The sequence below is a fragment of the Arthrobacter citreus genome, from assembly GCF_038405225.1.
In the GTDB taxonomy this organism is placed as follows: domain Bacteria; phylum Actinomycetota; class Actinomycetes; order Actinomycetales; family Micrococcaceae; genus Arthrobacter_B; species Arthrobacter_B citreus_A.
In genome coordinates, this window is record NZ_CP151657.1 from 3,659,041 (window position 1) to 3,677,279 (window position 18,239).

General features: G+C 64.9%; 18 protein-coding genes and 1 riboswitch. Of the genes, 7 read left to right on the top strand and 11 right to left on the bottom strand.

All coding sequences use genetic code 11. The features are described from left to right. Positions 1–41: 41 nt before the first annotated feature. Positions 42–1,019 (top strand): thioredoxin-disulfide reductase, encoded by a 978-nt coding sequence (trxB, locus tag AAE021_RS17005; RefSeq protein ID WP_342023473.1) that lies wholly within the window; start codon positions 42–44, stop codon positions 1,017–1,019. A 39-nt stretch (positions 1,020–1,058) separates the two neighbouring features. Here the strand turns inward: trxB and AAE021_RS17010 are convergent, their stop codons facing one another. Further along, positions 1,059–2,327, bottom strand: a complete 1,269-nt coding sequence (locus AAE021_RS17010) for an Nramp family divalent metal transporter (protein WP_425362415.1) — start codon at positions 2,325–2,327, stop codon at positions 1,059–1,061. Between the two features lie 322 nt (positions 2,328–2,649). On the opposite strand from AAE021_RS17010, the gene AAE021_RS17015 reads away from it, so the two are divergent. Continuing rightward, entirely contained in the window at positions 2,650–4,413 is a 1,764-nt protein-coding gene (locus AAE021_RS17015) for an HNH endonuclease signature motif containing protein (protein ID WP_342023474.1), read from the top strand. 137 nt (positions 4,414–4,550) lie between these two features. On the opposite strand, the gene AAE021_RS17020 is transcribed toward AAE021_RS17015, so the two are convergent. Continuing rightward, complete coding sequence (locus AAE021_RS17020; RefSeq protein ID WP_342023475.1) at positions 4,551–4,892, bottom strand: PLD nuclease N-terminal domain-containing protein; 342 nt, start codon at positions 4,890–4,892, stop codon at positions 4,551–4,553. A 234-nt stretch (positions 4,893–5,126) separates the two neighbouring features. Between AAE021_RS17020 and AAE021_RS17025 the strand changes: the two genes are divergently transcribed. Then, entirely contained in the window at positions 5,127–5,600 is a 474-nt protein-coding gene (locus AAE021_RS17025) for a hypothetical protein (RefSeq protein ID WP_342023476.1), read from the top strand. A 69-nt stretch (positions 5,601–5,669) separates the two neighbouring features. Here AAE021_RS17025 and AAE021_RS17030 read toward each other — a convergent pair whose 3' ends face one another. The 8 genes from AAE021_RS17030 to AAE021_RS17065 form a co-directional block, all read right to left on the bottom strand. Next, a complete protein-coding gene (locus AAE021_RS17030; RefSeq protein ID WP_342023477.1) occupies positions 5,670–6,041 on the bottom strand; it encodes a DUF1622 domain-containing protein in 372 nt (123 codons plus the stop codon). Positions 6,042–6,164: 123 nt separating this feature from the next. Further along, the gene (locus AAE021_RS17035) at positions 6,165–6,509 is read right to left on the bottom strand and encodes a hypothetical protein (protein WP_342023478.1); all 345 of its coding nucleotides are present in this window, start codon (positions 6,507–6,509) and stop codon (positions 6,165–6,167) included. Between the two features lie 82 nt (positions 6,510–6,591). Beyond that, positions 6,592–6,945, bottom strand: coding sequence for a hypothetical protein (locus AAE021_RS17040; protein ID WP_342023479.1), 354 nt, complete (start codon positions 6,943–6,945; stop codon positions 6,592–6,594). A gap of 192 nt (positions 6,946–7,137) precedes the next feature. Then, positions 7,138–8,142: a GAP family protein gene (locus AAE021_RS17045; RefSeq protein WP_342023480.1), complete on the bottom strand. Its 1,005-nt coding sequence runs from the start codon at positions 8,140–8,142 to the stop codon at positions 7,138–7,140. A gap of 183 nt (positions 8,143–8,325) precedes the next feature. Beyond that, positions 8,326–9,789: an amino acid permease gene (locus AAE021_RS17050; RefSeq protein ID WP_342023481.1), complete on the bottom strand. Its 1,464-nt coding sequence runs from the start codon at positions 9,787–9,789 to the stop codon at positions 8,326–8,328. 130 nt (positions 9,790–9,919) lie between these two features. After that, positions 9,920–10,306, bottom strand: coding sequence for a multidrug efflux SMR transporter (locus AAE021_RS17055; RefSeq protein ID WP_342023482.1), 387 nt, complete (start codon positions 10,304–10,306; stop codon positions 9,920–9,922). Between the two features lie 2 nt (positions 10,307–10,308). Next, positions 10,309–10,623 (bottom strand): multidrug efflux SMR transporter, encoded by a 315-nt coding sequence (locus AAE021_RS17060; protein WP_342023483.1) that lies wholly within the window; start codon positions 10,621–10,623, stop codon positions 10,309–10,311. A gap of 10 nt (positions 10,624–10,633) precedes the next feature. Further along, positions 10,634–10,698: riboswitch (guanidine-III (ykkC-III) riboswitch) on the bottom strand. A gap of 95 nt (positions 10,699–10,793) precedes the next feature. Next, a complete protein-coding gene (locus AAE021_RS17065) occupies positions 10,794–12,116 on the bottom strand; it encodes an MFS transporter (protein ID WP_425362416.1) in 1,323 nt (440 codons plus the stop codon). A 393-nt stretch (positions 12,117–12,509) separates the two neighbouring features. Between AAE021_RS17065 and AAE021_RS17070 the strand changes: the two genes are divergently transcribed. After that, positions 12,510–13,451 (top strand): LysR family transcriptional regulator, encoded by a 942-nt coding sequence (locus AAE021_RS17070; RefSeq protein WP_342023484.1) that lies wholly within the window; start codon positions 12,510–12,512, stop codon positions 13,449–13,451. Between the two features lie 56 nt (positions 13,452–13,507). Here the strand turns inward: AAE021_RS17070 and AAE021_RS17075 are convergent, their stop codons facing one another. Continuing rightward, entirely contained in the window at positions 13,508–14,536 is a 1,029-nt protein-coding gene (locus AAE021_RS17075) for a LacI family DNA-binding transcriptional regulator (protein WP_342023485.1), read from the bottom strand. A gap of 162 nt (positions 14,537–14,698) precedes the next feature. On the opposite strand from AAE021_RS17075, the gene AAE021_RS17080 reads away from it, so the two are divergent. The 3 genes from AAE021_RS17080 to AAE021_RS17090 all read left to right on the top strand — a co-directional run bounded on the left by AAE021_RS17080 (position 14,699) and on the right by AAE021_RS17090 (position 18,221). Continuing rightward, a complete protein-coding gene (locus AAE021_RS17080; RefSeq protein ID WP_342023486.1) occupies positions 14,699–16,123 on the top strand; it encodes a Gfo/Idh/MocA family oxidoreductase in 1,425 nt (474 codons plus the stop codon). A 65-nt stretch (positions 16,124–16,188) separates the two neighbouring features. Beyond that, entirely contained in the window at positions 16,189–17,142 is a 954-nt protein-coding gene (locus AAE021_RS17085; RefSeq protein WP_342025452.1) for an NAD(P)-dependent oxidoreductase, read from the top strand. Next, positions 17,139–18,221: a mandelate racemase/muconate lactonizing enzyme family protein gene (locus AAE021_RS17090; protein WP_342023487.1), complete on the top strand. Its 1,083-nt coding sequence runs from the start codon at positions 17,139–17,141 to the stop codon at positions 18,219–18,221. Before AAE021_RS17085 ends, AAE021_RS17090 begins: the two co-directional genes overlap by 4 nt. Positions 18,222–18,239 lie beyond the last annotated feature (18 nt).

The following is an 18,239-nucleotide window of genomic DNA, read 5'->3' on the forward strand; positions in this document are numbered from 1 at the left end:
GTATGCCCTCACACTGGAAACCAACCGGAAGGAGCGCTTTTATGAGCACTGATCAGGTCATCATCATCGGCTCCGGTCCGGCCGGTTACACGGCAGCCGTTTATGCCGCCCGGGCCGGGCTCACCCCGCGGGTCCTGGCCGGTTCGGTCACCGCCGGAGGGGCCCTGATGAACACCACCGAGGTGGAAAACTTTCCCGGCTTCCCGGACGGCATCCAGGGCCCGGACCTGATGGATAACCTGCGCAAGCAGGCAGAAAAGTTCGGCGCCGTGGTCCAGTACGACGACGTCGTGTCAGTGGAGCTGGGCGGTCACATCAAGCGGGTGGAAACCGGGGGCGGCGGCAAATACAAGGCGCGCAGCGTCATTCTGGCGACCGGCTCCGCCTACAAGGAACTGGGGCTGCCGGAAGAGAAACGGCTCAACGGCCGCGGCATTTCCTGGTGTGCCACCTGCGACGGATTTTTCTTCCGCAACCAGGACGTCCTTGTGGTGGGAGGCGGGGATTCGGCCATGGAGGAGGCGCTGTTCCTGAGCCGGTTTGGCAAAACGGTCACGGTGATTGTGCGGCGCGGCGAGCTGCGGGCCTCCCGGATTATGGCGATGCGGGCCAAAAGCCACGAGAAAATCCGGTTTGAGTGGAACAGCGAGGTGACCGCCGTGCACGGCACGGACAAGGCCACGGGTGTGACCCTCACCGATACGGTCACGGGAGAAAAACGGGAGCTGCACGCCGACGGCATCTTTGTTGCCATTGGACATGTTCCGCGCACGGAACTGCTGCACGGACAGGTGGATCTGGACCCGGAGGGCTACATTTCCGTGGCCGCACCCACCACCGCCACGTCCGCCGACGGCGTTTTTGCCTGCGGCGACGCCGTGGACCACCGCTACCGGCAGGCCATCACGGCCGCCGGCACCGGCTGTGCAGCGGCCCTCGACGCCGAACGCTACCTTGCCACGCTGCAGGATGCGGACAGCATCGCAACGGCACTCGTTGAAGGATCCCTGAAGGATTGAGGAGCCTTCGGGGCTGGCCGGCGGGCGGCAGCGGGGAAGCTAAGCTGCCCCGCTGAAGGTCAGCACCAGCAGCGTGATGTTCAGGCCCACCAGAAGCAGCGCGACCACCACGCCCAGCGCCGTCGTCCACCAGCGGTTGCAGTAGACCCCCATGAGGTCTTTGCGGGATGTGAGCCAAACCAGTGGAATCAGGGCAAACGGAATGCCGAAGGACAGGATGACCTGACTCAGGACCAGCGCCCAGGTGGGATCGATGCCGGCAGCAAGGATCAGCAGCGCCGGAATCAGTGTGATCAGCCGGCGCAGGAGCATCGGAATGCGGATCCTTAGCAGGCCCTGCATGATTTCGGCTCCGGCATAGGCGCCTACCGACGTCGACGCCAGGCCCGAAGCGAGAAGCCCCACCGCAAAAAGGGTTGCGACGGCGGCACCCAGCGATGCGGCGATCGCGGCGTGGGCGCCCTCAAGGGTGTCGGTGCCATCCACTCCCTGCAGGGAGCTGGCGGCCAGCAGCAGAATAGCCAGGTTCACCGTTCCCGCGACGGCCAGTGCAATCGTCACGTCCCAGCGGGTTGCGCGGATCAGCATGGGAGTGGTCAGGCTGGCGCTGCGGTCCGGGAACCGGTCGCGGGTCAGGGCCGAATGCGCATAGATTGCGTGCGGCATGACGGTGGCGCCGAGAATGGACGCCGCCAACAGCACGGATTCGCTGCCCTCGAAGCGCGGGACCAGCCCGCCCGCCAGTGCGCCGGCGTCGGGCGGCGAAATGACGACCCCGGCGGTGAAGCCGACGGCGATGATCGCCATCATGGACACGATCACGTATTCAAAAGTCCGGTGCCGGCCGCTGCCCTGCAGGCCCAGCACGGCCAGGGAAACCACGCCGGTGATGACTCCGCCAAGCAGCAGCGGCAGGTCAAACAGCAGCCAGAGGGCCACGGCTCCGCCGATGACTTCGGCCACGTCGGTGGCCATGGCCACCAGTTCTGCCTGGAGCCAGTACAGCCGCCGCGCCGACTTACGGCCTATCCGCTCTCCCAGGAGCTGGGGCAGGGACTTTCCGGTGACCAGCCCCAGCTTGGCGGAGAGGTACTGGATGAGCCAGGCCATGGTGTTTGCGGCAACCACTACCCAAACCAGCAGGTAGCCAAAGCGGGCCCCTGCGGTCATGTTACTGGCGACGTTTCCCGGATCAAGGTAGGCGACTCCGGCCACCAGGGCCGGTCCGAGCATCCATAGCAGTCGCTTTGGTGCGGGTGTATTAGGCGGGGATCCTGCGGACTCCAGGATGGTCATGTCGCGGCTCATGACAGCAACGTAACACGAAAGTTCGGGTGCCCGAACATTAAAGGCCGATCCGGCGAACATTCTGGCGGAAATTGATCGCGGGCGTTCTCATCCTGTCCTCCCCACCAGCCACATCTGGGTCGGCGCACCAATCCGTAGAGGTCTTTCGCACCGACCCGACGGACCCTCGACAACAGCATCTGAGTCCGACATCCGCACAGGGCCGGCCCAGGTAGTTGGGCGGAAAAGTAGGGTATTTGAATCACCCGGGAAGGGCCGGTTTAGGGCCGTTTCGGCCTGTTTTGGAGCCGGAAACGTCAGTGCCGGGTGAAAGCCTGAAGACATGGATCAGAACGGATCTTTTCCCGGCAAGACTGCCGGCAGCGGACAGGACGCAGTGGGCCTTGGACAGGACGCAGTGGCCAGTGGACAGGGCGCAGCCGCCAGGCAGACGGCACTCAGCCTGTCAATTTACGCTGCTGATCCTGTTGCTGCCCGGGATGTTCCTTCGCCCGTTCCTGTTCCTTCCGTTCCGGGTTCTGCGGTTGATCCTGCGGTTCCGGGGTCCGATGCTCCGGTGACCGGTACCGGTCACCGGGACGGGTTGACCGGGTCCCTGGCCCTGCAAGCTGTGGAGTCCCTGACCCAGGACCAGGCCGGGGCCGTCCTGTCCCGCCTGGATCACCTGATCCGGTGGGCGCAGGCCCAGCAGGCCAAAACACTGACCCGCATACAGGTCCTGTTCCGGGATGAATACCTGAAGGACACCGGCCTGCTCGATCCCGGTCTGGCGTTCAGCCTCGCCGCGGAGGAAGCAGCAGCCATCTTGCACGTACCCACGAACACCGCCATGATGCTCATGAGCGAGGCCGGAACCCTGTGCACCACCCACACCGCCACCCTGCACACCCTGGAAACCGGGCACATCAGTTACGGACACGTCCAGACCATCGTGGATCAGTCCCAGAACATCCCGCCCGCCGAACTGCCCGGCTTCGAGGCCCGGCTGCTGGGCCTGGCCCCGGAGCAAACCCACACCCAGTTCCGGGTCCGGGCCAGGCAGCTGCGGGAAACCACGTATCCGGAAACCATCGTGGTGCGTCAGCGCAGTGCTTTTGACCGGCGCCGGGTAACCCTGCAGCCCGAGTGCGACGGGATGTCCTGGCTCTCGGCACTGCTGCCGGCCCAGAAAGCGCAGGCGTTTTTCCACCAGCTCAGCCTCGCCGCCCGCGGCGAGCAGGCCGCCGGAGACCCGCGCACGGTGGATCAGCTGCGGGCGGACATCATGGACAGCCTCCTCGAGGGCCACAACGACCCGGAGGACCACGAGGACCGCGAAGAGGCGGACCAACATGATGAGGCGGGCGGCCGCGGGAGCCACCGGACAGGCAGCCACAACCAGGGACGGACGCGTGCTCGGGCCCGGGCCCGGGCCCGGGCCCGGACAGAGATCCTGGTCCTGATTAGCGCCGAAACCCTCTTCGGCGCCGACGAACAACCCGCCGAACTGCACGGCTACGGACCCATCAGCCCGGTCACGGCACGAAAGATGGCCCGGGACGCTGCGAAATGGACACCGGTGGAGCGGGACCCGGAAACCGAAGAGTTCCTGCGGATCGGCCGGAAACGGAAAGTACCGGATCGCCTCAAGCAGGTGCTGCGGGTCCGGGACGGGACCTGCCGGTTCCCGGGCTGCCGGACCAACGCGGTCATTTCCGAAATCGACCACACCACACCCTGGGCCCAGGGCGGGGCCACCGATCATGACAATTTGGAGCATTTATGCCGGCGGCACCACATGTTCAAAACCAAAGGCTTCTGGAAAGCCTGCCAACCCAGCCCGGGAATCATTGAATGGACCTCTCCGGGAGGACGCAAGTACCGCACCGAACCCCACCTCACCCTGAATTCTGCCAGCGTGGGTCCAGTAGGTAGCGTGGGTGCGGTAGGTAGCTCGGGCGGTGCAGGAGCGGTTAGTAGCTTGGGCGACGTGTGTGAAGCGGGAGCTCTGAAATCTGCGAACTCGGTGGATTCCCAGGGCACCGCAAGCACCGCAATCTCCACAAGCGACCCAGACGACTATGGAGACGACCCGCCGCCCTTCTAGGGCGACCAAAACCCTTCAAGCTCTTCTCAACAGCCTGACCCGTCTCAACAGCCTGACCCGTCTAAACAGTCAAGCGCCTCTGACAGCCTGCCTTCTAAATACTAAATATGCTGGCTCTTCTAGATGCCCCCGCCTGTCTAGATACCCTCACTCTTGCGGACGCGTTGCACGGAGGGGAGTTGGCCGGTATTTCCGCCGGCCGCCGTCTTGCCCGTTTCCGCTGTGCCTGGTTCGGTCTGCGGGTGCCCGGCCAACCCGCCGTCGTCGCGGTGGGCCGTGTTGTATCGATGGGACGCAGCCAGCCATAACACGGAGCCGACGATGGGCAGCAGAATTACCACCGCTGCCCAGAGGCGACGGGAAGAAGGGGAAACCCAGCCTGAATTGGCAATGCTGAAGAGCGCACCCAGCGCCAGAGTGATGTACAAAATCACAGAGGTACACACCAGGGGAGCCCACATAAGGTATTCGATAGGCATAGGGCAAACCTTGCTCCTTCTTCATGAACAGAGGCCAAACAAGCGATGAAGGGGAATCACCACCCCAGCGGGCGCATCCCCTGTCTGTGCTTTAACCCCGCCAGTCCAGAATAGGATCTGCTGCCACGTCAGCACCTCATACCCAGTGATGACATCTCGAGCCGCCGCCTCCACCTTCCGCAGGGTGCAGGGCGGAATGCATGCAGTCATGAGGCCGAACCATAGTGTGTAGGCATGAGTACCATCGCACGCCCATCCGGCCTCCACCCAAGCACAATCTTCCGCGGTGCGGTGGCAGCTCTGAGCATCCCCATGGCGCTGGTGGTCCCCCTGTGGATTACGGCGGGACGCACCCTTTTTGGTGTCGAGGGACCGCTGGTGGTGATCTTCACGGCCACGGTGGGACCACTTCTGGCAGTGCTCCTGCTGGTTTCAGCTGTTCGCATCACGGTCGCCGCAACCCGGCGCCGAACCTTCGGCGCACCGCTGCGGACGTCCTTCCTGCTGTTGGGCACTTGGCTGGCCGGCGGTGCGTTTGGGTTCCTGGTGCCCGACGTCGGTGGCCCACCCGGGAGGGAAGGCTCGGTTATGTCGGTGCTGCTGGGCGAAGAGGTAGTGGGGATGTCGGCAGCGCTGGCCAACCCGACGGGGATTCTCACGCTGGGTCTGAGCGTGTGCCTGATAGTCGTGTCCCGGCGGAATGCGTAAGGGCCGCTAACTGATTCCTCCCGCCGGACCTTAGCCGCCCGTCCGCACCTCAACCGCCCGAACCGCACCTCAACCAGGCGGGGCAGGGGAGATTCCGGATGTTCCGCGTGACTGCCAGGGCAGCCTGCCCGTAACCTCCAGCTGCAGCGTGTAGCTGAGGAAGGTTCGGATCAGGACGATGAGGGCCAGTACGCCCAGCGATTCAAAAGTGGGAGTAACGGCAACGGTGCGGATAATGTCTGCGGCCACCAGCAGCTCCAAGCCCAGAAGGATGGATCTGCCCAGCTGCTGCCGGTAGGGCTCGTACACCGGTTGCCCGGTGCGGCGCAGGAGTGTGCGGACAACGGACACCGTGGCAATCACGGCACCGGCAATAATCACCGCCACCCCTGCCAAATCCACAATTTCCCCGGCGACCTCGATGATGCCCTTGAATTCCATTCAGTGCTCCACTCCAGGGGTGTAACTGCTGGATCCTGCGGGCGCTCCGCCCTCCCTCCATAAGCCTGCGCGGTGCGCATCATGTCAAGGAAATGCAGGCCGCGGAACTGCAGACGTGGACACTTACGCAGCGAAGGGCATGGCTGCAGCAGTTTCCGGGTAGTAGAAGGACCAGTCGTCATAAGGGTCCTGCCACGCCGAATCATCCCGGCGTATACGCTGCACAGCCACCGCCGGAACCCAGCGGTTGTGTGCGCGCCCGCCGTCGTCGATCCAGTGCAGAAGGACCGCGGTGCGCGTCCACGCTGCCGCCTTCCCGTCAATAACTGACGACGGCGTGCGGCACCGGACGTAGGGCTCGCGGCGGTACGGGGCGTGCGTGATTGTCCCAGGAGGGCGGGAGGCAACCGGGCCGGAGGCAGCAGGCAGGGAGATAACCGGCGGGACCGGCGGGGATGCAGGAGGCATGGGATAACCATGCCGCGCGGCTCTGACACTTTGGACCGTCCCGCTGGGGACGGCTCAGATCAGGTGGCCAGATCCCGTCAGATCAGGAGGCCAGATCCCGCCATTTCGCGGCGGCCTTGTTGGACAGCGCGACACTGTGGTCCGCAACCCGGCGCGGAACCAGGCGGATCACGGGTGCCAGCTCCGAGAAGCTTGGGCGGGCCGCTTCACGCTCGGGAAGCTTGGTGTCGGAAGGGCGGTTAGCCACGAGATAGAAAACGGAGACCGTGGCGACCAGCAGGGAAATGAGCGTTAGGACACCCAGCCCGTACAGAGCCAGCAGGGCATACACGGGGGACTCAAAGAGGCTGGCAATGAAGTTGGCGCTGCCCAGCAGCAGCCACAGCCAGAACACCGCCACGATCACCAGCATGGTGCGACCGCGACGGAAAAGCATTGCGGATTTCTTCCGCGCAATAGGCACTTCTTGAGACTCCCCGCCCATTTCTATTCCCCCAGCTACCGGACCAGCCCAGCAGGTCCTCAAGCAGATAATAGCTCCTTTATGCGGGAATCTTACTCACCGGTGCGCCGGAAAATACTGTGTCGCCGCACGAACGACTAATTTGAACGTAAGATTCGGTCCCCGTCATCCGCTAAAGACGTGTCCGGCGGTGTTGATAACCAGCACCACACCCAGAATCCCCGTCACCCAGGACAACGTGTTGGTGGATGTCCGGCTCAGGAAGCCGTCCAGTTTTTTCAGGACTGGATCCACCCGCCGGGCAGCGGTCAAACGCGCGGCCAGAAGCACCAGCGCGGGTGCAATCATGAGCGTGCAATAGGCCGCGAGGACGACGCCGGGGAGGGGCCAGGCCAGGTCGGCCGTGCTGATCAAACCGATGGCGCCCAGATAAGGCAGCATGGTGGCGAGCTCGAGGGTGGCAGCCGCAAGAGCCAGGCCGACCAGGGCTGCGGCCCCACCACTTTGAGAGTCGGAGCCCACCGCCCGGTACCGCCATCGAGCGAGCCGCCCCGAGGGAAGGGTGCCTGCCGCGGTCCCGGCGGCAGCAGGGCCGTCGCCGCTAACTCCGTGCTGTATGCCAGAATCGGGTCCCGGAACACTACCTGCACCCTTCGGAACGCTGCCAACACCGCCCGGAACACTGCCTACACCCTTCGGAACGCTGCCAACACCGCCCGGAACACTGCCAGCAATGTTCGGAACGCTGCCAACACCGTTTGGAACACTGCCAGCCCGGCCTGGAAAATCGGCACCGGAGCCATTGGCTCCCGGCTGGTCAGCCAGGGTTGGCATTTGCGCCGGAACCCGGGCGGCCTTCTCCCGTTTTGCCTTGGCCTCGAGCTGGAAGCTCCATGCCAGCAGGGCTATGCCAGCGCCGAGCAGGAGGACGGAGAACCCGCGTGATTCAAAGAACGTTCCATAGTTTTCGACGACAAAGCCGGCGCCGAACAGGATGGCCAGCCCTGCCGCAAAGTAGAAAACCGCCACTGTCGTTAGAAACAGCAGTATCCGGCCGGGACGCAGCCTGCCCGGAGCCAGCAGCAGCCAGACCGGAATGAGCAGCGTGCCAAAGCTGGTGGAGTCCACGAGCGCGAGGACGGCCAAAGCACCAAAATGAGCAAGTTCCATGGCAGCAACAGTAGGAGGCCGCATCATCGCCGTCGTCCGCCGAAAGGAGGATCCAGGGTGGAGCGGGACGTCCGAACGGACCACTTCAGGGGTGTCCCATGACAGCTTGCGGCTGCGCCTCCGGTGACGGGAGGGCGGGTGCGGACCGAGACATGGGCCGCGCCCGGTGACGTTGCCCGGCGGCTACGCAGTGCCCGTCGCGGGCGGCGGGGCGAGCCGTGGGCTTCCCGGGTTCAGCAGCGAATGCCGCCGTCCGTAGAACCAGTAGATCAAGAGCCCAATGACGAGCCAGACGCCGAAGCGCAGCCACGTTTCCCAGTGCAGCTGCAGCATCAGGAACCCGGAGGAGAGCACGCCAAAGGCCGGAATCCACGGCATCAACGGCAGGCGGAACTCACGGGGTGCATCGGGCTGGCGGTAGCGCAGGACGATGACGGCAACGCTCACCACTACGAAGGCCGCGAGGATGCCGATGTTCGTGAGGTCGGCGACGGCCCGGATGGGAAAGACACCAGCGAGCAGAGCTGAGGCAATGCCGGCTATCCAGGTCACCCGCTGCGGAGTGTCACGCCGGTCGGTGCCGGAGAACCAGCCGGGCAGCAGCCCGTCGCGGCTCATCGAGAACCAGACGCGGGTAACTCCCAGAAGGAATGTCAGCATGACAGTGAGGATGGACAGTACGGCAAAGGCCGAAATCACCGTGGCGATGACCGGCAGTCCGACGGATTGGAAGGCGGAGGCAAACCCGGCGGTGGGGCTGATGTCGGTGTATTTCTGCATGCCGGTCAGGACCAGTGTGGCCAGGATGTACAGCACCATGGCCACACCGAGCGACAGCAGGATCGCCTTGGGCATGTGCTTCTTGCCGTCGGTGGCCTCCTCGGCGGCCGTACTCATGGCGTCGTATCCAAACACCGCAAAAAACACAGTGGCAGCGCCGGTGAACACCGCACCGAAGCCATTGGGCAGGAACGGCGAGTAGTTCTCCGGATTGATATAGAAGAAGCCAAGACCCACGATGAACAGGATCAGCACCACTTTGATGGCCACCGCCACGAGCTCAAACCGGCCAAAGGTCTTGGTGCCGCGGCTCAGGATCCAGGTGATGAACAGGCAGACCACCAGGGCTGGGACATTGATGACGCCGCCCTCCACGGTGTCTCCCGTGCCCTGCATCCAGGCCGGAACATTGATGCCGATGCCGGCCATGAACTCAGTGAAATAGCCGGAAATGCCGATGGCGACCACCGCCACAATGGCCGTGTATTCCAGCAGCAGATCCCAGCCGATAAACCAGCCGATGATCTCGCCCAGGGCCACGTACCCGTAGGTGTAGGCCGAGCCGGCGCGTGGAACCATACCTGCAAACTCGGCGTAGGACAGGGCTGCAGCCGCGCTGGCGAGGCCAGCGATCAGGAAGGAAATCAGTACGCCGGGCCCGACGCCGGGGGCATCAGGCCCGCCGTTGGCCACCAGGCCGGCGAGGGTAAAGATGCCGATGCCGATAATGCCGCCAACGCCGATGGCAGTGAGCTGCCACAGGCCAAGGCTTTTGAAGAGCTTATTGCCGGTTGTTTCGTCTTCCACCTCGTCGATGGGCTTGCGCCGGAAAAGGGAAGAGGAGGACGAGCTTTCTGCCGTGGCCATGGGAGGCTCCGATCGTCGCTGCCGGTGTACCTGGGGTCACCGGAGCGTCACGCCGGCGACCAGAGCAGTATCGTCCCGGTTAAACCCCCTTGGAAAGAGCCGCCGCAAAAAGAGCAGGCAGGGGGTGCTCCTATTGTCCGGTTTCGGGCTCCGCCGGGGACTGCCCGCCGTCGGCGTCTTCTTGTCCCTGAGCCTTGGCGGGCGATTCAACGAACTTCAATCCGACCACGCAGCCGATGATGCCGGCCAGGAAGAGGATTTTCAGCAGGCCGGGTTGTTCGTTGCCGAAGACCATGGCGTAGGCCACGGTGAGCACCGCGCCCAGCCCGGTCCACACCGCGTAGGCGGTGGATATGGGAATGAAGTTCATGGCGTAGGAGAGACCCACCATGGAAAGAATGCCGGCGGCGAGGAAGATCAGGGACGGCACAAGAACCGTGAAGCCTGCCGAAGCGTCCAGGGCGGTTGCCCACACGGCTTCCAGGACGGCGCTGAGGAGCAAAACAATCCACGGCATGCTTAGCCCACCACTTTCAGGCCGACGACGCAGCCAACCACACCGAGCAGCAGCAGGACCTTGATGACCGTGGCTTTCTCACCGCCGAACAGCATTGCGTACGCGGCGGTCAGGACGGCGCCGATCCCCACCCACACGGCGTATGCGGTGCCCACCGGGATGGACTGCATGGCGACGGCGAGGCCGGCCATGCTGAGAACGATGCCCGCGGCGAAAATGACGGTGGGCCAGAGGCGCCGAAAGTTTTGTGACTTGCCGAGCGCCGTCGCCCAGACGGCCTCCAACATGCCGGAAAGAACAAGAATGACCCATGCCATGACAGATTCCTTTGGCCAGTCTTGTCGCTGTCCGGGTACTGAACCGTCGTCCGGAGACCGGGATCCGGTCTTGACCTCCTACGGTAGCAAATCCGAAACGGGACTGCTGCTACCGCTGGATCATCCCTTCCACTTCCTTCGTGAAGACCTCGGCCGCGCCCTGGGGGCTCTCATGCTTCCGGCGGGGACTTCCTGCCCGCAGTCCTAACCCGGGACCTGCTCCAGCTCATGGTTCCGGCCACGGCTCTGGCCGGGATCCGTAACAGCGGCTTGGTCCAGCCCCCGGGCCGCGGCTGGACCTGCCGTGCCAGGATCAGGCCGATGCATGCCGCAGCCAGCGCCGGTACGGCGCCGGCAACAAAGATCGCTGCCTGCGGTCCGAGGACTTCGGCAAACCATCCGGTCAGGGGTCCGCCCACTGCCTGCCCGCCAATGAGCACCATGATGTACAGGCTCATCACGCGCCCGCGGATCGGCACTGCTGTGGTGGACTGCACCAGCTGGTTGGCACTGGTGATGAACTGCATGGAGCAGAAGCCGGCCACGATCATGGCTGCACCAAAGACCGGCAGCGACGGCGAAAAGGCGGACACGGCCAGCGCGCAGCCGTAACCGGCCGCACTGACAATGACTGTCCGCAGCCGCAGTGTCCGCCGCCGGGTTGACGCGATTGCACCGGCGAGGGCGCCGGTGGCGACCAGGGTGTTCAGGAGCCCGAAACCGTTGGCGCCGCTGCGGAACACCTGGTCCGCGAAGGCAGCCATAAGCACCGGCGTGCTCAAGGCAAAGACTGACACGAACGCGCACATGGCCATGGGCCAGAACACGGTGGGTGTGGTGCGTGCGTACCGCACGCCTTCCCGGAGCATTCCCTTGGTGCGCGGCGCCGGATCGGTCTTGAACAGCTGGTCAGTGCGCAGCCGTCCCAGCATGAAGACGGTGAAGCTGCAGGCTGCGGCATTAATGGCGAAGGCCCAGCCTCCGCCCACCGCACCGATCAGCACGCCGGCCACCGCGGGCCCGACCATGGCGCCGAGCTGGAAGACGGAGGAGCTGACGCTCAGGGCATTGCGCAGGTGTTTTGGCCCCACCATCTCGTGGACAAAAACCTGGCGTGCGGGTTGGTCAATGACGGTGACCAAACCCAGTGCCAGTGCCACAAGGTAGACGTGCCACACCTGCACGGCGCCGGTCAGGGCCAGGACTGCAAGGCCCAGGGCAAGCACTGCGGCGGCGGATTGGCTCACCATGAGCAGGATCCGTTTGGAGTACCGGTCCGCAACCATTCCGCCGAGCGGCCCAAGGAGCAGAGTGGGCAGGAACTGGAAGGCCGTGGTGACGCCAACCGCGGTGACGCTCCCGGACAGCTCCAGAACAAGCCAGTCCTGGGCAATGCGCTGCATCCAAATGGCCACCACTGCTACCAGGTGGGCAGCAGTGAACAGGCGGAAGTTCAGGATCCTCAGCGATGCGAAAGTGTCGCGCCACGGCACAGGCTCGGAACGGGTTGTTGTGTGGCCGGATGGATTCCCGGGCGAAGCGTGGGGAGGATCCTGGCGCGAAGCGTCGGAAGAGATCCTGGATGAAGCGTGAGAAGGGTCTCGAGGGGAAGGGTCCTGCGGTGAAGGGGGCTGGAGTGTGCGGTGTGCCAAGGAACGTCCTGTGAGCGAAGAAGCGGGTGCCGTGCGCGGTGCGGTGATGCGATTCAGCCTAGTTCGGGACAAGCAGGAATGGACGGAGTAGGCTCCCTATCAACCTCATTGCGGTTTGTTATGAGCACGGCCTGGTTTGATGCGGTGGGATATAGGCCTGGTAATGGCAGTAATGGCAGTAATGGCAGTAATGGCAGTAATGGCAGTAATGGCAACGGAGCAACCGGAGGCAAAATGTACGAGCCCGCACAGCTGCTGAGTTTCCTTACCGTGGCGGAAACCCTGAGCTTCACCGGAGCAGCCGCCCGGTTGAACCTGGCCCAGCCCACCGTCAGCCAGCACGTGCGCAAGCTCGAAGCCGCATGCGGCCGGATCCTCCTGGAGCGCGACACCCAGACAGTGCGCCTGACCGACAACGGCGATGCCATGGCTGGTTTTGCCCGGAACATCCTGGCCGCGCACCAGAGCGCTGAATCATATTTTTCCGGTTCCGCCATGCGCGGCCGCATCCGCTTCGGAAGCGCCGATGACCTGTCTCTGACCCGTCTACCGGACATCCTGCGCCGCTTCCGCCGGCTGTATCCGCAGATCAACCTCGAGCTGACCGTCAGCCAGAGCGACCGCTTGCACCGCCGGCTGCAGGCCGGACAGCTTGATCTGGTGTTCATCAAGACTGCCGTCAACGCCGATCAAGGGACGCGCGCTGATCAGGGGTCCCATGCTGGTCAAGGGTCCCACGCTGGTCAAGGGGCCCACTCGGGTCAGGGTACGAACGCCGGTCAGGGGACGGATGTCCGCCGTGACCGGTTTGTCTGGGTGGGGCTGAAAGAAACAGTTTTGGAACAGGGTGCTCCGGTTCCGCTCGTGGCCTATCCGCATCCCAGCCTGAGCCGCCGCTTTGCCATTGAGGCGCTGGAAGCCGCAGGCCGGACCTGGCGGGTCACCTGCAACACCCGGGAGGTCAACGGCATCCTGGCTGCAACCCGTGCCGGAATTGGGCTGTCGGTGCTGCCGTCATCCCTGGTCCCGGCCGATTTGGAAAAGGTGGGCAGGCGGCTGGAGCTGCCGCCGTTGGGTGAAGTGGATTTCACCCTGATGAGCAATCCGCTGGCCAACCGGGACGTCGTCGACGTGCTCGCAGCAGCCATCGCCGACAACGTTGTGGCCGGCGTCTAGGACCGGGGCCTCTTGGCCGGGTCCTCCCAAAGAAGCGTTACCGGGCGCCTCACGGCTTAAGCCCCGGGAACCGGACCCGTGCTGCCCCGAACCTGCAGGGTGGTGGGAAAAACGGTCCCGGCCGCTGCACCGGATTCGACGGCCGTACCCTCCGCAGACGGATGCAGCATTTCGTGGAGCCGTTGCCAGGCCTGTTCTCCGAGCTCGTTGAGTGGCACCGTAGCCGTGGTCAGCGGAGGTGAGGTGTACGCGGAGAATTCAATGTCATCGAACCCAGTGACCGACATTTCGCCGGGTACTGAAACCTCCTGCTCATGCAGTCCGCTAAGCAGACCCATGGCCACCAGGTCATTGAACGCCAGAACGCCTGTGGCTTGGGTGGCCAGCACGTCGTGGACGGCACCGTGGCCCGATGCAAAACTCACGCCGCCGGGCAGGATCTGCAGACTGACCTCCGGATGTTCCGCCGTAAACTGCTCCAGCCCCTGCAGGCGCAGACGGTTGGACGCGCTGCTTTCGGGCCCGGAGAGGAAAACCAATTTGCGGTGTCCCTGGGCGAACAGGTGCTCGGCGAGGGCCCGGATCCCGTCGGCATAGTCCACCGTCAAGGTGGGAGCGGCGCCGGACAACGTCCGGTTGATGAGCACCATGGGCTGCAGGGTGGGGGCTAAAGCCTCGAGTTCCTCATCGCTCATGCGCGGAGCACAGAGGACGACGCCGTCGCCCCGCCGCCGCGCGTCGGAGGCCAGGACGTGCTCCTCGCTCGAGGTTTCCGACGAATCGGCGATCAGCACGCGGTATCCGTCCCGTGCGGCAGCCATGCTGACGCCGCGCAGCACGGCCTGGAACATCGGGTTGGCCAAATCGGGAACCAGGATGCCAATCGTCTCGCTCTTGCCCAGTGCCAGGCTGCGGCCCAGGGGGTTCGGGTGGTACTGCAGATCCTCGGCCGCTGCCCGGACCCGGGCCGCGATGCCACGGTCCACGGTAAAGCTCCCGTTCATGACGCGTGAGACAGTGGCGAGGGAAACGCCGGCCCTGCTGGCGACATCGGCAATTCCGATGCGGCGTGGCTGCTTTGTCATTTGTGGGGCTGACCTCTCAGGGTGAATGGATCATTGACGCGGTCACTGCGGTTTGATAAGCATATGCCAGAGAGAAAGCGTTTTCTCATGCGGCCCGCCACCAGTCTTCAGGGCACTGCCCCGCGGTGCGGACACTTCCGCCCGCCCTCGAAAGGAATAGTCATGACTCCCGCAGTTAGCAACGGCGCTACCTCCTCCGCCGAATCCACGTCCGGAGCCGCCGTGGAAGAACGGCCTGCCAAAGCCCGGCTGGCACTGGTGGGTACCGGCGCACGGTCGGAGATGTACATCCGCGCTGTCCTGACCGACCACGCTGATGCCGCCGAACTGGCAGGCCTGAGCGACGTCAACCCCGGCCGGGTGGAGTACTACCAGCGGCTCGTGAAGGAGATTGGTGCCGGTTCCGTGCAGGCACCCCAGGTGTTTGATCCTGCGGATCTTACGGCCTTTATCCGCGGCAACGGCATCACCCGCGTCATTATTACCACCCCCGATTACACTCACGCCGACTACGTGGTCGAAGCACTGCACGCAGGTGCCGACGTGGTGGTGGAAAAGCCGCTGACGATCGACGCCGAGGGCTGCCGCCGCATCAACGAGGCCGTTGCCGAAACCGGCCGCAGCGTTGTGGTGACCTTCAACTACCGTTACTCCCCACGCAACAGCGCCCTGAAGGAGATCGTTTCCAGCGGTGTCATTGGGACCGTCACCTCCGTCGACTTCACCTGGGTCCTGGACACCGTCCACGGTGCCGACTACTTCCGCCGCTGGCACCGCCAAAAGGAGAACTCCGGCGGTCTGCTGGTGCATAAGGCTTCCCACCACTTTGACCTGGTGAACTGGTGGATTGATGATTCACCGGCGCGCGTTTATGCCTCCGGAGGGCTGCGGTTTTACGGAGCCGAGAACGCCGCGGGCCGCGGACTGGGAGAGCGCCCCGAGCGCGGCACCGTTGACGCCGACACCAAGGATCCCTTTGCCCTGGACCTGCGGGACGATCCGCGGCTGCGGGAGCTGTACCTGGACACCGAGCACCTGGACGGCTACCGCCGGGACCTGGACGTCTTTTCCGACGGCATCACCATCGAGGACAACCTGGCGCTGGTGGTGGATTACGACGGCGGCCCCACGCTCAGCTACTCGCTGAACGCCCACAGCCCGTGGGAGGGCTACCGCGTGGCCATCAACGGCACGGAAGGCCGCGCCGAACTCGAGGTGGTGGAGCGCGCCGCAGTCACCGGCAGCACCGACACCAAAAACGTCCTGGACCCCTCCGCAACACCCGTCACCGAGGATGACGCCGTGCGCGTGAACGGTGAACGCCTGGTGGTGCAGCGGCACTGGGAGCCGGCCTACGAAGTGCCGATTCTCAACGGCGCCGGCAGCCACGGCGGCGGCGACGCCCTCCTGCTCTCGGATCTGTTCAACGGACCCGGCGAGGATCCGCTGGGCCGGCCGTCCGGTTATCTGGACGGGCTGCGTGCCGTGGCCGTGGGAATCGCGGGGAATGAATCCCTGGCCACGGGACTGCCGGTGCGGATCAGCGAACTGGGCCTTGGCGCAGACCTCCGCCGGGATGCGCTCTAATGCGTGATGAGGCGGCAGGACCCAAGGAAACAGCCGCCCGCAGCAAGGGAGAGACGGCCCTGAATATGGAAGAAACCGCCCATAACAGGGAAAAGACAGCCCCGAACCGGGAAGTGGTGCTGGTGACCGGAGGCTCCGGACGGCTGGGCCGCAGCGTGGTCGCCGGACTCGCGGAAGCCGGCTACGCGGTCATTTCCGCGGACCGGGAGGCCCTCGCCGAGGTGGCCGACGGCGTCGTGCAGGAAGCGGTTGATTTGGCCGCCCCAGGCGAGGCGGCCCGCCTAATGGCCGCGTATGAACCCGACGCCGTGATTCATCTGGCCGCCATCGCGGTTCCGTTCAGCGCACCCGAAGACGTCATCCTGCAGACCAACGCCAAATTGGCGTTCGCGGTGCTCGAAGCGGCCACCAATGCCGGGGTGGAGCGCATCATCACCGCCAGCAGCCCCACAGTTCTGGGCTACGGTAACCCGGCGGGATGGCTGCCGGAACGGCTGCCGCTGGACGAGACCACCACGCCCCGGCCATGGAATGCCTACGCCCTGTCCAAGCTGCTCGCGGAGCAGACCATGCAGATGTTCGCGGCCGCCAACGGGGAACGGATCCGGTATGCGGCCTTCCGGCCATGCTTCGTGATTTCACCGGAGGAATGGGATGGCGCACCCACGCAGCAGGGGCACACCCTGTCTGAGCGCCTGCAGGATCCGGCGCTGTCCGCTCCAGCCCTGTTCAACTATCTCGACGCACGGGACGCAGCCGATTTCCTGGTTGTCCTGCTGCGGAAACTGCCGGAAATCCCGAACGCGCAGGTCTTTTTCGTGGGCGCCGCCGATGCCCTGGCAGAGGCGCCGCTGGCCGAATTGCTGCCAAGGTTCGTGCCGGGAAGCGGGGACCTTGCCGCCGGCCTGACCGGTGCCTCGCCGGCCTTCTCCATCGACAAGGCCCGGGACCTGCTGGGCTGGGAGCCGCGCCGGTCTTGGCGCTCAGAGCTGCGGGTCTGCTCGGAGAGCGCACAGTGACCGCTCCGAAGATCACCGGGCTGAGCACGCGCCTGCTGACGCTTCCGCTGCACCGGCCGTGGGGGGCCGGTGCAGCGGAGAACCACGTCATAGTCACCAAAATCGCCACCGAGGCCGGCACCGGTTACGGCTTCTCCTGGACGCCAACCATCGGGCCGCACGCCGTGCAGGCCCTGCTGGATCACGACATCAGGGAATTTGTGCTCGGCCGCCCGGCCGAGCCCGAGGTCCTGTGGGATCTCCTGTGGAAGCACCTGCACGAAGCCGGCGGCGGTGGACTGACCACCATAGCGATGGCCGGCGTCGATCTGGCGCTGTGGGACCTGCAGGCGCGGACCGCCGGGCGCTCCGTGGCCGACCACTTGGGCCGGCGGCACGAAAGCGCCGCCGTGTACGGGTCCGGAGTGAACCTGCACTATTCCCAGGCGGAGCTGGTGGAGCAGGTTCAGCGCTGGGTTGCCGAGGGCAAGCAGGCCGTCAAAATCAAGGTGGGGAAACCTGACCTGGCCGAGGACGTTGACCGGGTGTCCGCGGTCCGCGACGTCCTGGGCCCGCACCGCAAACTCATGATCGACGCCAATCAGCGCTGGGACCTGCCCGCCGCGCTGCAGGCGGTGGAAGCGCTGACGCCCTTTGGCCTGGAATGGCTCGAGGAGCCGCTTCGTGCCGATGATCTGTGGGCCTACAAGCAGCTGCGCCGCAGCACCTCGGTGCCGATAGCCCTGGGCGAGAACGTGCACAACATCTACCGGTTCCGCGACTTCATCACCGCCGGCGCCGTCGACGTCGTTCAGCCCAATATCGTCCGCGTCGGCGGAATTACCCCGTTCCGCCGGATCGTGGAACTTGCCCGGACGCACAGCCTCAGGGTTGCTCCGCACCTGCTGCCGGAGCTGTCCGGACAGCTTGCGCTCACGCTGGCGGAACCGGTCTGGGTGGAAGACGTGGAAGACGCCTCGTTCGGCCAGTTGGGGGCGCTCCGGGCGGATGCGCCTGTGCGGATAGCCGGCGGCGTCCTGACGGCGTCCGGAACCCCGGGGCTGGGCCTGGACTTCGTCCACGCCATGCCCCGGGGCTAAGCAGCCCGGAGTCTCACC